Below are 14,571 nucleotides of genomic sequence, written 5' to 3'. Positions count from 1 at the left end.
TAGTCGACCACAGCCTGGTAAAAGTAGGTGACAGCAAATACATTACCAATTTCCCCTGCTCACTGCTACACCACCTCTTCGGGGCCCGCCACGGCCATAGCTTGGGCGGCCAGCGCATCGTTGGCTGGCTGGGCGGGGGTAGGGCGCACGGCCAGCAATAAGTAGGCAATGGCCAGCAGCACACTGGCCAGGCTCAGGGCGTGCACGTAGGGTAGGCGGCCGGGTTGATTATCAAAAATCCAGCCCGCCAGCAGCGCCCCGATGCCGATGCCCACTTCCAGGGCTATGTACATGGTAGCCACACCCCTACCCCGGCGCTCGGGATGGCTCAGGTCGATGGTCCAGGCGTAGAGCGTGGGCGAGTTCAGGCCGGTGCCGAGGCCAAAAATCAAGGCCCCCAGCAAAAACACCGGCACCGAAGGCGACCACACCAGCACCGCCAATCCCACCGCCAGGATGCCCGCCGACCAGCGCAGCACCGGCACCCGCCCGTGGGTATCGCTGGCCTTGCCCAGCACCAGCCGCACCGCCAGCGAGGCCACCGTGTAGCAGATGTAGAACAGCCCCTTAGTCGAGCCCGTGAGGCCCAGCAGCCGGCTCTGGTCGGGTATTACGGTGAGCACCGCGCCGTACGGAAACAGGCACAGCAGCGTCACCAGGGCCGGGTCGAGTACGCGCGGCTCCAGTATTTCGTCCAGCTTCAGCTTGAGCAGCGCCGGGCTGAACTTGCGCCGCTGGGCGGGGGGTAGGGTTTCGGTGAGCGTGCCCTGCACCAGCACCGAGAGCAGCGCCGCCCCGCTCGACAGGTAGAACATGGTGTTGAGGGAGAACGTGGCCGCCACCCACGAGCCCAGCGCCGGCCCAGCCGCCATGCCCAGGCTGCCCGTCACGCCGAGCAGGCCCATGGCCTCGCCGCGCTTTTCGGCGGGCACGATGTCGGCTACAAACGCCGCCGTGGCCGTGGGCTTGAAGCCCGTGCTGAAGCCGTGCAGCAGCCGCAGCAGCAAAAAGCTGCTCACCGTGAGCGCCCACGGGTAGAAAAACCCGCACACAAAGCACACCAGCGACCCGAATATCATCACCGGAATGCGCCCCACCGTGTCGGAGAGCTTGCCCGAAAACGGCCGCGAAATGGCCGCCGTGAGCGTAAATAGCGCGATAATAAAGCCCTTGTACTGCCCGCCGCCCAGGTCGGCCAGGTGCTGCGGCAGCTCAGGCAGCAGCAGGTTGAAGGATAGAAAAAACAGAAACGACGACAGGCACATCAGCCAGAAGCCCCGCGAATACGAACCAAGCATAAGTGCCGCAAAGGTCGGGGGTAGGGCCGCCCCGTGGCACCGGTGGTTGGTGCTTCTTCCAAAAAACGAAGGCGACTGCAATTTCGGAAGCCGTTTTTAGGACCTTGCGTAACTTGGTGGTATGAATCGCGCTTACGACGAAATCATTGACTGGCTGGCGGGCGGCTTTACGCCAGCCTCTCTGGTAGCTTATCGCCCTTCCGAAGCAGTGCGCGAGCGCGTGGCGGAACTTATCAGCCGCAGCAAGCAGGAGGAGTTGGCAGAATCAGAATCTACTGAACTGGCTCATTATCTACAGATTGAGCACTTGTTGCGCTTGGCTAAAGCGCGGGCTCGGCATCGGCTGGCGGCGTGAGCACCACGTACATCAGTCCGGCCTTACGCCGGGAAGTCGCATTGCGCGCAGGCGCTCGGTGCGAATACTGTCACATTCAGGAAGAAATTAGTGAAAAACACGGTGGAGCTACCACCACTGAAAACCTAGCTTACGCCTGCACTTTTTGCAACTGGAACAAGGGCAGTGATATTGCTTCGCTGGCAACCGATGGCACGCTGGTACGCCTGTTTCACCCAAGGCTCGATACCTGGGAAACCCATTTTGCCCTAGTTGGAGTAGTTATCCAAGCTCGCACAGCTATCGGCGAAGTAACAGTGCGCCTGCTAAAGTTTAATCTACCCGAACGCCTTATGGAGCGGGAAGCACTTGGATAATAAACTCCTCGCGGAAAAAACGGAAGCGGCCGCTGAGGTTTCAGTGGCCGCTTCCGTTTTTTAGCTATTCGTCTCACCTCGCGTGCTGGCGCGTGGCGAAGGCCGTGCGGTCAAGGCGAGGCGGATTATTCAAGTCGTATCCGTAAGCTACGCTATTAAGATAAGCCGCAGCTCGTAAGCGCTCGGCGGGGGTAGCCGGCTGGTGCGTGGCGTGGTAGCGGGCGTTTTCTTCGTGGGTGCCGGCGTGGTGGGCAGTGCGGTCGAGGCGGAAGGGCATGGAGTAAACTTACTCGCGACGAGTGGTTTCTACGAGTAATGGAAAGCGGCGACTGAGAAATCAGTCGCCGCTTTCCATTACTTGAACTTTGCTTTCTTACAGTTTTGCAGCGAAGTTTTCAAGGTTTCTACTGATTCGCTGAACGTACTGATTATTACCGAGTCAAGTTGCCTAACGGTTTGACGGTCTAGAATTTTTAGCGTTTCGAAGCTACCAGCTTTACCAGTACTAACTCGGCTAAACTCCAACAAAACATCCTGCCATTTTACGTCACCTAGCTTACGCGTCCATATGCCATTGCGCCCAAACTGCAGCGATGGCTTCGTATCGGTCACTGTTCTCCAGCCCAACCAAATAGATATACTGGCTAGCAACAAGAGGAAGATGACAGTAAACGAATCAGCAGTTCCATTTGCAAAACCATAGCCAATAGCTGCTAGAAATCCCAATCCAAATAGCAACACAACATACCCATACCAACGGGCATTGTAGAAAGCATAGGAATAGGGTTCCATTGTTATTTAGTTACTTCACTACCACATCCGTCTTAATACTCAGTTCCTTCAACTGAACATGCGAAATCGGCGAAGGCGAGTCAATCATCACGTCCCTACCCGAGTTGTTTTTGGGGAAGGCGATGAAGTCGCGGATGCTGTCGGCGCCGCCGAAGAGGGAGCAGAGGCGGTCGAAGCCGAAGGCAATGCCGCCGTGGGGCGGGGCGCCGTACTCGAAGGCGTCGAGCAGGAAGCCGAACTGGGCCTGCGCTTCCTCGGCCGAGAAGCCGAGCAGCGAGAACATGCGGGCCTGCACGGTGCGGTCGTGGATGCGGATGGAGCCGCCGCCTACTTCTACGCCGTTGATAACCAAGTCGTAAGCATTGGCGCGGGCCTGGCCGATGGTGTCGGGGTTGTCGAGCAGGTGCAGGTCGTCGGGCTTGGGCGAGGTGAAGGGGTGGTGCATGGCGAAGTAGCGGCCTTCTTCTTCAATGTATTCGAGCAGTGGGAAATTGACGACCCACAGCGGGGCGAAGGTGTCTTTGTCGCGCAGGCCGAGGCGCTGGCCCATTTCGAGGCGCAATTCGCTCAGGGCCTTGCGGGTTTTATCGGCCGGACCGGCCAGAATGAGTAGTAGGTCGCCCTCGTTGGCGTTGAAAGCGGCGGCCCACTTCTGCAATTCTTCCTGCGAGTAAAACTTATCGACCGACGACTTTACTACCCCCCCGGCTTCGACACGGGCGTAGACGAGGCCGGTGGCGCCGAGCTGCGGCTTCTTCACGAAGGCGGTCAGCTCGTCGAGCTGCTTGCGGGTGTAGGCGGCACAGGTGGCGGCGTTGATGCCTACAACCAGCTCGGCATTGTCGAAGACCGGGAAGCCCTGGCCTTTTACTACCCCATCCAATTCGACGAACTTCATGTCGAAGCGCACGTCGGGCTTGTCGTTGCCATACCAGCGCATGGCGTCGGCGTATTCCATGCGGGGTACGGTGGGGAAATCGAGGCTTTTAATTTCCTTGAACAGGTAGCGCACTAGGCCCTCGAAGGTGTTGAGGATGTCTTCCTGGGTCACGAAGGCCATTTCGCAGTCTATCTGCGTGAACTCGGGCTGGCGGTCGGCGCGCAGGTCTTCGTCGCGGAAGCACTTCACAATCTGGAAGTAGCGGTCGAAGCCCGATACCATAAGCAGCTGCTTAAACGTTTGCGGCGACTGCGGCAGGGCGTAAAACTCGCCGGGGTTCATGCGCGAGGGCACCACGAAGTCGCGGGCACCCTCGGGCGTGCTTTTGATGAGCACGGGCGTTTCGACTTCGATAAAGTCCTGGCCGTCGAGGTAGCGGCGCACGGCCTGGGCCATCTTGTGGCGCAGCATGAGGTTCTGGCGCACGGGCGTGCGGCGCAGGTCGAGGTAGCGGTACTTCATGCGCAGCTCGTCGCCGCCGTCGGTGTCGTCTTCGATGAGGAAGGGCGGCAGCTTGGCGGGGTTGAGGACCTCCAGCTTTTCGACGCGGATTTCGATGGCGCCGGTGGGCAGGTGGTCGTTTTTGGAGTAGCGCTCGGCCACTTTGCCAGTTACGCTGATGACAAACTCGCGGCCTAAGGTGCGGGCGGTTTCGCGCACGGCGTCGCTCTCTACCCCCTCTTCCAGGGCTAATTGCGTGATGCCGTAGCGGTCACGCAGGTCAATCCAGAGGATGCCGCCTTTGTCGCGGGTGCGCTGCACCCAGCCAACGAGGGTGACGGTTTGGCCGACGTGTTCGAGGCGGAGTTCGCCGTTGGTGTGCGTTCTTAACATAAACCGCAGATTTAACGGATTTAACGGATTTTGCGGATACGCCGCTGCGCGGCTGGCGAGCGGGGCGGGCGTAGGCGGGTGGTCCGGAGATGAGGGTTACTGGGTGCGAAGGTACTGGCGAGGGCGCGGGGATGAAATGGCCGGTTTGGTACGGAGTATGCAAGAGGGGGTAGGGACGACGTTCTTTTGTCTGGTTTTTTCTTCCTTTTGACCATGAAATTTCTTTCTGCACTGGCCCTGGCGGCCGCTTTGCTCACGGCCGGCGCGGCTCAGGCCCAAACCAAAGTCAAAACCAAAAACAAGTCCGCTAGCGGCACCGAAATCAAGAGCAAGGGCGAGGTGCCAACCGTGACGCTCGACGGCCCCATCAAGCGCGTGGAGACGCTGTCAGGTATCGACATTTTCCCCCGGCCCAACTCCAACAGCGTGATGCTCAGCTTTACGCAGCAGTTTACCAAGCCCGGCACGCTGGTGATGACGGACTACAAGAACAAGGTGGTGTACCAGCAGGAGCTCGACCCGCAGAACAATACCGGCGAGCCCGTGGACCTGGGCCACATTCAGGCCGGCACCTACCTGGTAGAGGCCAAAACTGGCCAGTACGTGTACTGGAAGAAGGTTCGCATCAAGTACCCGACGGTGGTGCGCCGCTAAGCTCGCATGCTTCGCTAAAGCCCGAAAGAACGTCATGCTGAGCTTGTCGAAGCATCTCTACTGCGCCGTTAGGATTAGTAACCCCGGCGGCACGGTAGAGATGCTTCGACAAGCTCAGCATGACGTTCTTTTTTTCAGCATGACGCTTTGGTGTTTTTGCCGATTACCGCTGCCCGGCTCCTACCCCCTATTTTTGCCCCGACTATGAAAACCCTACCCCTCCTCGCTGTCGTTCTTACCCTCACCAGCTTTGGCCCCAAGCCCAAGCTGACGACGGTGAAGCTGGCGCCCGGCCTGTCGGTGGCGGTGCCGCAGGGCTTTACGCCGCTGCCCGATGCAGCCATTGCCGCCAAGTTTCCGTCGCCGCGCAAGCCGCTGGCCGTGTTCAGCAACCCCAGCGGGCGGGTCGATTACAGCGTAGGAGTGCGACCCACCACCTTTGGGCCCGATTATAACATCTTGCTGCCCATGTATAAAGCCAGCGTGCAGCGGCTGTACACGAAAGTGGAGTTCTTGACCCAAGAAGTGCGCAAGGTGAACGGCCGCGACTTCGTAGCGCTGGAGTTTATCTCTACTCTCACTGATAGCCGCCGCTTGGCCATAGCGCTGGCGCCCGTGCGCAAGTATGAGTACATCGAGTACGCCGTGCAGGGTGAGCAGCTGTATATCTTTTCCTTCTCGGCCCCGGCCGAGGAGCAGGCGCAGTGGCGCCCCGTGGCCCAGGCCGCGCTGGGTGATATTGATTTGAAGTAAGCCGCTTCCCATAAATCGGTTACTTACAATCGTTGGTCATTGCGAGCGTAGCGCGGCAATCGCACCCAAACGATACCCGAACGATTTCGTTCTGGGGCGATTGCCGCGCTGCGCTCGCAATGACCAACGATAGCATCCTCACCGACGAGTACTTTATGCGCCAGGCGCTGGCCGAGGCGCGGCGGGCGCGGGCGGCGGGCGAAATCCCGATTGGGGCGGTGGTAGTGCTGGCGGGGGTAATAATCGGCCGGGGCTACAACCAGACCGAACAACTGCACGATGTGACGGCCCACGCCGAGATGCTGGCTCTAACGGCCGCCGCCAATTACTTGGGCAATAAGTACCTGACCCACTGCACGCTCTACGTAACCGTGGAGCCCTGCGTGATGTGCGCCGGCGCCAGCGCCTGGGCCCAGCTGGGGGGGGTAGTGTTTGGCGCGGCCGAGCCCAAAACCGGCTACCGCCGCCACACCCTGGGGCTGCTGCACCCGCGCACCCAGGTGCGGGCGGGCGTGTGCGCCGAGGAGTGCACGGCACTCATGCAAGCTTTTTTCCAAGACAAACGGGGAGCAGTGTAGGATAGGCTTTAGCCTGCCGGAGAATGTGCGGTAAGCTTTAGCTTGCCGTTTTTAGCCCTGGCTGGCTGGCAGCTTTTCTCTCCCGGCAAGCTAAAGCTTACCCTACACTGCTCATGGTAAGCTAAAGCTTACGCCTGCCCTACACAACCTCGACAGCTTGTTGGGGGTTATAGTAATACCTACTACATTTTTTTCACTTAAAACACCCGCATCATGGCTTTTGAACTGCCCAAGCTGCCGTATTCCTACGACGCCCTCGAACCTACGTTTGACGCGCAGACGATGGAAATCCACCATACCAAGCACCACCAGGCCTACGTGACCAACCTGAACGCGGCCGTTGCTGGCACGGCGATGGAAAACCAGAGCCTGGAGGAAATTATGCACAACATTGCCTCGGCGGCCCCCGCCGTGCGCAACAACGGCGGTGGTCACTGGAACCACTCGCTGTGGTGGACCATCCTGAGCCCCAACGGCGGCGGCCAGCCCACGGGCGCCGTGGGCGACGCTATCACCAAATCGTTTGGCAGCTACGATAACTTCAAAACCGAATTTACCAAGGCTGCGACTACGCGCTTTGGCTCGGGCTGGGCCTGGCTGTGCAAGCAGGCCGACGGCTCGGTAACCATCTGCTCGACGCCCAACCAGGACAACCCGCTGATGCCCGACGCCGGCTGCAAGGGTATGCCCATCCTGGGCCTCGACGTGTGGGAGCACGCCTACTACCTCAAGTACCAGAACAAGCGCCCCGACTATGTGGCGGCCTTCTTCAACCTCATCAACTGGGATGAGGTAAACAAGCGCTTCGCCGACGCCAAGTAGGGCCTACCCCCCTCCGCAGCTAGCAAGAGCCCCTCTGCCCCGTGCAGAGGGGCTTTTTTGGTGGCCGGCCCGGGCTGGGCCAGCGGTTAATCGGTGTTACCGCAATGCTATGCTATTTGCACTGTGCCGACAAAAAGTATGTAACTTTAGGCGCAAAAGCCCCTTTCCCGAACTTTAAAGCTGCGCCTGCATGAGTATCAAGCTGCGACTTACCATTCTAAGCTTCCTCCAGTTTTTCATCTGGGGGGCCTGGCTGATTACGATTGGCGCGTACTGGTTTCAGACCAAGCAGTGGTCGGGCGCGCAGTTTGGGGCCATCTTTTCTACGATGGGCATCGCCTCCATTTTCATGCCCTCGCTCATGGGCATTGTGGCCGATAAGTGGGTAAATGCCGAGAAGCTCTACGGTGTGTTGCACCTGCTGGGCGGCATCACGCTCTGCACCATTCCGTTCGTCACGGACCCCGGCGTGTTCTTCTGGGTCATCCTACTGAACATGATTTTCTACATGCCCACGCTCTCGCTCTCCATTGCCGTGTCGTACTCGGCTTTGAAAACCCAGGGTTTGGATGTGGTGAAGGACTACCCCCCCATTCGGGTGTGGGGCACGGTGGGCTTCATTGCGGCCATGTGGACGGTTACGTTTCTGGGTTTTGAGAAGTCGGCCAGCCAGTTTTACGTAGCCGCCGCGGCCGCGCTGCTGCTGGGCTTTTACGCTTTTACGCTGCCCAAGTGCCCGCCGCCCTCCCAGGGCGCGTCGAGCCGCTCGCTGGTTGATGCGCTGGGCCTCAAGTCGTTTGCGCTGCTGCGCGACCGCAAGCTGGCTACCTTCTTCGCCTTTGCCCTGCTGCTGGGCGCCGCCTTGCAGCTCACCAATGCCTACGGCGACACCTTCCTGCACGATTTCGACAAGATACCCGCCTACCGCGACACGCTGGCCGTGCAGCACCCGGCCTTTATTATGTCGATTTCGCAGATTTCGGAAACGCTGTTTATCCTGGCTATTCCGTTCTTTCTGCGGCGCTTTGGCATCAAGCAGGTCATGCTATTTAGCATGGTGGCCTGGGTGTTGCGCTTTGGGCTTCTGGCCTACGGCAACCCCGGCGGCGGCCTCTGGATGGTGATTATGTCGTGCATCGTGTACGGTATGGCGTTCGATTTCTTCAATATTTCGGGCTCGCTGTTTGTCGAAACCCAGACCCAGCCCAGCATCCGGGCCAGCGCCCAGGGCTTGTTTATGATGATGACCAACGGCTTCGGCGCGGTGCTGGGCAGCTCGATAAGCGGCCTCGTTATTCAGAACTACTTCACCGACGCCGCCGGCAACAAGGACTGGCACGGCATCTGGCTGGCCTTCGCGGCCTACGCGCTGGTGATTGCCGTACTGTTCGTATTCATTTTCAAGCACAAGCACGAGCCGCAGCTGGCCGAGACCAACGAGTATTCGGAGCCCGTTCTGGCCGCTTAGTACCCGCTTACAGTACCTAATTTATGACGCCTACCCCGCCCCCGGCGGCTAGCCCCGGTGCATCTGACCTGTTCAGCCAGCACGGCAGCTTTTTACCCACCAACTGGTTCTACGTCACGTTTGGCGCGGTTCCTTTCAAGGAGTCTTACCAGCTAAGCACGGCCGATTCTCGGCAGCAAGTAGTGCAGCGCATGGCCGAATACTGCGACCTGGACCAGTCTACCATCACCAAGGCCGTGTACCTGGAGGAGAACGGCAAGGAGCCCGACTGGCACTACTACGCGCTGTCGCCGTGGCCGCACCTGCTGCTGTGGTTCCACGAAAACGGCATCTACGGCGACCAGGGTGCCCAGCTCTTCTACTCGCCCCACACCGATGCCGAGCAGCTGGCGCGGGTGCGTGGCATCTTGGCGACTTACCTGGAGGGCGGCCAGGCCGAGCGCCAGCGCATTCAAGTGCTGCGGCTGATGAGCAGCGACCTGGTTTTTTCGCCCCTACCCCTCAAAATTCCGGCGCTCGACCTCGCCGCCAACTACAACGACGACCTGCTGCCGGTGCACGAGGCCATTGTGAAGCGCCTGCAAAAGCCCGACGACAAGGGCCTCGTTATCCTGCACGGGCCGCCCGGCACCGGCAAAACCAGCTACATCCGCCACCTCTGCGGCCTCACCGATAAGCCCAAGCTGTTCATTCCGCCCAACCTGGCGCTGCGCATCGCCGACCCCGAGTTTATCAACCTGCTGCACGACAATACCAACTCCATCCTGCTCATTGAGGATGCCGAGGAGCTGCTCACCAAGCGCGACGCCACCGGTAGCAACGCCGTGAGCAACCTGCTGAACCTCAGCGACGGGCTGCTTTCAGACGGCTTTCACATTCAGATTATCTGCACCTTTAATGCCGACCTCACGCGTATCGACAAGGCGCTGCTGCGCAAGGGCCGGCTCATCGCCTCCTACGCCTTCGAGTCGCTGGCGCAGGACAAGGCGCAGGCGCTGGCCACGGCACTTGGCCAAACGGTGCCCGTTACCGAGGCTATGTCGCTGGCTGACATCTACAACCGCGAAGATGCTACCTTCGTGAGCGAGCCCAAGGGGCCGGGCCGCATCGGCTTTGGGCGCGCCAACTAAGCTCGTCGATACAAGATTGGTATAAAAAAAGTCTGCTTTGAGTATAAAGAAAAATCCGCTCTACATTGTGCAGAGCGGCTTTTTCTCGTCTGTCATGCTGACGAAGGAAGCATCTTATCAGGTTCGAACGAGTTGTTCAGCGGTGATAAGATGCTTCCTTCGTCAGCATGACAGACGGGAGGGGGTAGGGCCTACTTCTTGAAGAAGAACTCGCCTTCGATTTGGGCGTTCTCGTCCGAGTCGGAGCCGTGCACGGCGTTGGCTTCGATGCTCTTCGCGTACTTCTTGCGGATGGTGCCGTCCTCGGCGTTGGCCGGGTTGGTGGCGCCGATGAGGGTGCGGAAGTCGGCTACGGCGTTGTCCTTTTCGAGGATGGCCGCCACGATGGGGCCGCTCGACATGTACTTTACGAGGTCGTTGTAGAAAGGACGCTCGCTGTGCACGGCGTAGAACTGGCCGGCGCGCTCGGACGTGAGGGTTACTTTCTGGAGCTCCACAATGCGGAAGCCGCCCTGCTCAATCATGCTCAGGATGCCGCCGATGTGCTGGTCAGCCACGGCGTCGGGCTTAATCATGGTGAAGGTGCGATTGGTTGCCATTCTTTTTTGACTTAGAAAAAATTAATTGGATTGGTAAGGCAAAGGTAAGGGCGGGCGGCGGCCCCTACCCCCTCTCCCCGAACCAACGCGGGTGGTTTGATTGTTGAATGCCAATTCATGCCGACCTTTGTCGGCCAATTTGCGCTGGGTTAATCACCGGGCGTTTTTTCGAGTGCATTCGCAGGTCATTCACGTTGTCGATGTTTCCTTCCGTATCCGAGTTGCAGAATCTGCTGGCCCAGCCCCGGCAGATTTTTATCACCACGCACCACAAGCCCGACGCCGACGCGCTGGGCTCGTCGCTGGCCTGGGCCACGTACCTGAAGAAAAAAGGGCATTCCGTGACCGTCGTAACGCCCTCCGACTACCCCGCCTTCCTCAACTGGATGCAGGGCAACGACGAGGTAGTTATTTATGACCCGCGCCAGAACGACCGGCAGGTGCGCGACCTGGTGAACCGGGCCGAGCTGCTTTTTTGCCTCGACTTCAACTGCCTGGGCCGCATCAACGAGCTGGGCGAGTACGTGCGGCAGGCGCCAGGCACTAAAGTGCTCATCGACCACCACCAGCGGCCCGAAAACTTTGCCGACGTCAGCTTTTCGGACCCCAAGGCGGCGGCTACGGCCGAGCTGATTTTCGAGATTATCCGGGCCCTGGGCGACCAGGACCTTATTGACCAGGGCATGGGCGAGGCGCTTTACGCGGGCATTATGACCGATACGGGCTCGTTTCGGCACCCCAGCACCTCGCGCAACGTGCACCTCATTATTGCCGAGCTGCTGAGCGCCAACATCGACCTGGCCTCGGTGCACCGCCGCATCTACGACTCGCACTCCGAAATCCGGTTGCGCTTCCTGGGCTACATCCTGAAGGATAAGCTCGTGGTAAACCGCGAATTCAACACCGCATACATTGCCGTCACGAAGGAAGAGCTGCGCGAGTACGAGAGCAAAACCGGTGATACTGAAGGCCTTGTCAACTACGCACTCAGCATTGAGGGCATTGTATTGGCGGCCGTTTTCATCGACCGGGGCTCGGCGGTGAAGATTTCCTTCCGCTCGGTGGGCGATTTTTCGGTGGCCGATTTTTCGCGCAATCATTTTGAGGGAGGCGGGCACCACAACGCGTCGGGCGGGGTTAGCAACGAATCGCTCGACAAGACCGTGGCGCGCTTTCTGAGCGTGCTGCCGCAGTACCAGGCGCAGCTGGTGAGCACGCCTACCACCCCTGTAGCGGTTGCGCCGCCCGTGGCCTAACTTTGAGGCCGAATTCGTCTTTATTCCAACTTTCTGTTTTCATGCAGTTTTCCTTCCGGCCCCGCGCGGCCCGGCAGCTGGCCCTGGCGGCCAGCGTGCTCAGCGTAGCTTCCTTCTTATCGTCGTGCAGTAAAGGTGGCGGCGACTTTGCCAAGACTAAGTCGGGCATGGAGTACAAGATTTTCAAAAACGAGGGCGGCAAGTACGAGTCGCGCGACGTGGCGGGCGGCGAAGACCCCGGCTACAAGGACCGGGTAGGCAAGGTGATGTCGGCCCACATCGAGTACCTCACTTCGGGCGACTCGGTGATGATGAAGTCGCGTGAGCGGCAGTTTGGCGTGCCGGTACGCATTCCGCTGGAAGCACTGACGGCCAAGCAGCTGGGCGCCGAGCCCGAGGCATTCTCGTTGCTGCAGCCCGGCGACAGCGGCGTGTTCCGCTTCAACGCCGACACGCTGTATAAGCGCAATGCCCACCAGTTGGCGCCAGCTTATCTCAAGAAGAAAGGCAACTACATCATCCTGACTGTGAAAGCGGTAGCTCTGCAGCCCCGCGAAGCCGCGATGGCCGAGGCCATGGCCGACCAACAGAAGATGATGGCCGAGCAGCAGAAGCAGATGCGCACCTACGCCGCCACCCAGGACAAGGCCGACGAGGTAGTGCTCCAGGATTACCTGAAGAAGAATAACCTGACCAACGCCAAGAAAACCCCAAGCGGCGTGTACGTTATCACCACGCAGCCCGGCACCGGCGCCAACGCCAAGCCCGGCCAGATGGTGACCGTGCAGTACCGCGGTACGCTGCTCGACGGCAAGGAATTCGACTCGTCGGCCAAGCACCCTGGCCAGCCAGCCTTCACGTTTGCTTTGGGCCGTGGCCAGGTAATTCCGGGCTGGGACGATGCCCTGCAGCAGCTCAGCAAGGGCAGCAAAGCAACCATCCTCATCCCCTCGTCGCTGGCCTATGGCAAGCAGGGCTCGCCGCCCGCCATCCCGGCCAACTCGCCCCTGCGCTTCGACGTGGAGCTGACGAACGTGCAGGATGCACCGGCCGCTGGCCCCACTTCCATGGCCCCTCCAGCTGGCCAATAGCCGACCCGATTGCATCAAGTTACTACTTATGCCGCCACGCCGCTTTGGCGTGGCGGCTTTGTTTTTTGCAAGCACCATTTACAAAGTCCCCACTTCCCTGTGAAATACTTTCTGAATCTTTTTCTGCTGCTGGTGGCCTTGGCTAGCCCCACTTGCCTGTGGGCGCAGGCCCCTACCCCCCCCGGCTTCGAGCGCAGCCCCAGCGGCACGGAGTATAAGCTGTTTCGGCGCGATGCGGCGGGGCATTACGCGCCCCGGACCCTGGCCCCAGCCGGCGATGTGCCCTACGCCAGCCGTGTGGGCCAGGTGCTGCTGGTGTACATTCAGTACCGCACCGACCGCGACTCGGTGCTGATGGACACGCGCCAGATGAGGCCCGAGCCGGTGCCCATTCCGCTGGGCCCTACCCTCCCCAAAGGCAGCATAGAGGAGGCCGTGAGCCTGGTGCTACCCGGCGACAGCGCCATCTTCCGCTTCAACGCCGATACCGTGTTTGCCAAGTCGTTGCGGCAGCCGGTACCGCCATTTATCCAGCGGACGGGCAATGCCTTGCGCGTGACGGTGGTGGCCAAGCAGCTGCTCACCCCCGAGCAGATGCAGGCCAAGCAGCAGGCCCTGCTGGCCGAACAGGAGCGCCTGGCCAAAGCCCGCGCCGCCAAGCAGTTAGTGAAGGATGACGCCGCCATTCAGGCTTATCTCAAAAAGAATAAGCTGACGGCCAAAGCCAAGAAAACGCCTGGCGGCACCTGGTACGTGGTAACGACCCTTGGCAAGGGCCTACCCCCCAAAAAGGGCCAGACGGTGAGCGTGAAGTACCGCGGCACGGTGCTGGCCACCGGCCAGGAGTTTGACTCGTCGGCCAAGCACGGCGGCACCCCGTTTGACTTTCTGCTGGGCGCGGGCCAGGTGATTAAGGGCTGGGACCAGGGCATCGCGGCCCTACCCAAGGGCAGCAAGGCCATGCTGCTCATCCCCTCACCGCTGGCCTACGGCGAGCGCGGCGCGGGCGGCGACATTCCGCCTAATGCCGTGCTGCGCTTCGACGTGGAACTGGTGAACGTGAAGTAGCGCGCTACCGCACCTCGAAGCGGCGCACGTAATCCTGGGCGGCGAGCGCGACTTTATTGTCGGGCTCGCTGCCGTAGTGCCAGCTTAGCTGCGGCACCACGGCCGTGTGGTATTGGCCCTTGGGCAAATAGCCATTCGCCGCGTGCTGGCAAAAAGGTTCGCTGTCAGGATATTGCGGAGCGGCCGCCCAGGCCGTGGTCAGGGTGAGGGCTCCGTGGGCAGGCAGCACGTAGAAAGCGCGGTAGCTCGTGCACAGCCCCCCGCTGTAGGGCGTGCCCACAGACTGCGCCGGGCTGCTGGCGTCGCTGAACACCTCCAGGAAAGCAGTTGGCTCAAAGATGTTCGGCTGCAGGTACATATCCTGGTTGGTAGTGTTGCGCAGCTCGTAGCGAAACACCACGTTCTGGCCGGCGGCGAATATTGTGGATTCCTGGCCTTGCTCGTTTAGCAGCTGGAAGGTGCATACTAGCGGTTCACTCGGCACCACGGGGGCTTTCTGGCAGCCAGCCAAGTTACCCAGCAGGCCGGTGGCAAGTAGCGAAAAGAAGACGTATTTCATCTGAAAACAAGGGAAATA

The 14,571-nt window shown here is 60.1% G+C and carries 17 protein-coding genes; 11 read left to right on the top strand and 6 right to left on the bottom strand.

Annotated features, from left to right (window positions below):
- Positions 1-65 precede the first annotated feature (65 nt).
- Positions 66-1,298 carry an MFS transporter gene (locus tag E4631_RS02190; RefSeq protein WP_133658453.1) on the bottom strand — a complete coding sequence of 411 codons (1,233 nt, stop codon included), beginning with the start codon at positions 1,296-1,298 and terminating at the stop codon, positions 66-68.
- A 121-nt stretch (positions 1,299-1,419) separates the two neighbouring features.
- Between E4631_RS02190 and E4631_RS02185 the strand changes: the two genes are divergently transcribed.
- The gene (locus tag E4631_RS02185; protein WP_133658452.1) at positions 1,420-1,653 is read left to right on the top strand and encodes a hypothetical protein; all 234 of its coding nucleotides are present in this window, start codon (positions 1,420-1,422) and stop codon (positions 1,651-1,653) included.
- Complete coding sequence (locus E4631_RS02180) at positions 1,650-2,009, top strand: HNH endonuclease (RefSeq protein ID WP_133658451.1); 360 nt, start codon at positions 1,650-1,652, stop codon at positions 2,007-2,009. The genes E4631_RS02185 and E4631_RS02180 overlap by 4 nt, the downstream gene beginning before the upstream one ends.
- A 73-nt stretch (positions 2,010-2,082) precedes the next feature.
- On the opposite strand, the gene E4631_RS02175 is transcribed toward E4631_RS02180, so the two are convergent.
- The 3 genes from E4631_RS02175 to aspS all read right to left on the bottom strand — a co-directional run bounded on the left by E4631_RS02175 (position 2,083) and on the right by aspS (position 4,575).
- Positions 2,083-2,286 (bottom strand): hypothetical protein, encoded by a 204-nt coding sequence (locus tag E4631_RS02175; protein ID WP_133658450.1) that lies wholly within the window; start codon positions 2,284-2,286, stop codon positions 2,083-2,085.
- A 77-nt stretch (positions 2,287-2,363) separates the two neighbouring features.
- A complete protein-coding gene (locus tag E4631_RS02170; RefSeq protein WP_133658449.1) occupies positions 2,364-2,801 on the bottom strand; it encodes a hypothetical protein in 438 nt (145 codons plus the stop codon).
- Positions 2,802-2,811: 10 nt separating this feature from the next.
- Positions 2,812-4,575, bottom strand: a complete 1,764-nt coding sequence (aspS, locus tag E4631_RS02165) for an aspartate--tRNA ligase (RefSeq protein ID WP_133658448.1) — start codon at positions 4,573-4,575, stop codon at positions 2,812-2,814.
- A gap of 213 nt (positions 4,576-4,788) precedes the next feature.
- Between aspS and E4631_RS02160 the strand changes: the two genes are divergently transcribed.
- The 6 genes from E4631_RS02160 to E4631_RS02135 all read left to right on the top strand — a co-directional run bounded on the left by E4631_RS02160 (position 4,789) and on the right by E4631_RS02135 (position 9,980).
- Positions 4,789-5,229 carry a T9SS type A sorting domain-containing protein gene (locus E4631_RS02160; RefSeq protein WP_133658447.1) on the top strand — a complete coding sequence of 147 codons (441 nt, stop codon included), beginning with the start codon at positions 4,789-4,791 and terminating at the stop codon, positions 5,227-5,229.
- A 204-nt stretch (positions 5,230-5,433) separates the two neighbouring features.
- Positions 5,434-5,982, top strand: a complete 549-nt coding sequence (locus tag E4631_RS02155) for a hypothetical protein (protein WP_133658446.1) — start codon at positions 5,434-5,436, stop codon at positions 5,980-5,982.
- A 119-nt stretch (positions 5,983-6,101) separates the two neighbouring features.
- The gene (locus E4631_RS02150; RefSeq protein ID WP_174805466.1) at positions 6,102-6,560 is read left to right on the top strand and encodes a nucleoside deaminase; all 459 of its coding nucleotides are present in this window, start codon (positions 6,102-6,104) and stop codon (positions 6,558-6,560) included.
- Positions 6,561-6,773: 213 nt separating this feature from the next.
- Positions 6,774-7,382 (top strand): superoxide dismutase, encoded by a 609-nt coding sequence (locus E4631_RS02145; RefSeq protein WP_133658445.1) that lies wholly within the window; start codon positions 6,774-6,776, stop codon positions 7,380-7,382.
- 190 nt (positions 7,383-7,572) lie between these two features.
- Positions 7,573-8,850 carry a nucleoside permease gene (locus E4631_RS02140; RefSeq protein ID WP_133658444.1) on the top strand — a complete coding sequence of 426 codons (1,278 nt, stop codon included), beginning with the start codon at positions 7,573-7,575 and terminating at the stop codon, positions 8,848-8,850.
- A gap of 23 nt (positions 8,851-8,873) precedes the next feature.
- Positions 8,874-9,980: an AAA family ATPase gene (locus tag E4631_RS02135; protein WP_133658443.1), complete on the top strand. Its 1,107-nt coding sequence runs from the start codon at positions 8,874-8,876 to the stop codon at positions 9,978-9,980.
- Between the two features lie 191 nt (positions 9,981-10,171).
- Here the strand turns inward: E4631_RS02135 and E4631_RS02130 are convergent, their stop codons facing one another.
- A complete protein-coding gene (locus E4631_RS02130; RefSeq protein WP_133658442.1) occupies positions 10,172-10,579 on the bottom strand; it encodes a nucleoside-diphosphate kinase in 408 nt (135 codons plus the stop codon).
- Positions 10,580-10,779: 200 nt separating this feature from the next.
- On the opposite strand from E4631_RS02130, the gene E4631_RS02125 reads away from it, so the two are divergent.
- From E4631_RS02125 to E4631_RS02115, 3 genes are all read left to right on the top strand, one after another.
- Entirely contained in the window at positions 10,780-11,835 is a 1,056-nt protein-coding gene (locus E4631_RS02125) for a bifunctional oligoribonuclease/PAP phosphatase NrnA (RefSeq protein ID WP_133658441.1), read from the top strand.
- Positions 11,836-11,876: 41 nt separating this feature from the next.
- Positions 11,877-12,926 (top strand): FKBP-type peptidyl-prolyl cis-trans isomerase, encoded by a 1,050-nt coding sequence (locus tag E4631_RS02120; RefSeq protein ID WP_133658440.1) that lies wholly within the window; start codon positions 11,877-11,879, stop codon positions 12,924-12,926.
- Positions 12,927-13,025: 99 nt separating this feature from the next.
- A complete protein-coding gene (locus E4631_RS02115; protein WP_133658439.1) occupies positions 13,026-13,994 on the top strand; it encodes an FKBP-type peptidyl-prolyl cis-trans isomerase in 969 nt (322 codons plus the stop codon).
- Positions 13,995-13,998: 4 nt separating this feature from the next.
- Here the strand turns inward: E4631_RS02115 and E4631_RS02110 are convergent, their stop codons facing one another.
- Complete coding sequence (locus E4631_RS02110; RefSeq protein ID WP_133658438.1) at positions 13,999-14,553, bottom strand: hypothetical protein; 555 nt, start codon at positions 14,551-14,553, stop codon at positions 13,999-14,001.
- Positions 14,554-14,571 lie beyond the last annotated feature (18 nt).

Origin of the sequence: Hymenobacter sp. UV11 (assembly GCF_004684095.1) — a bacterium.
Classification (GTDB): domain Bacteria; phylum Bacteroidota; class Bacteroidia; order Cytophagales; family Hymenobacteraceae; genus Hymenobacter.
Note: the sequence above shows the minus strand (reverse complement) of the source record. Positions and strands in the feature narration are given on the sequence as shown.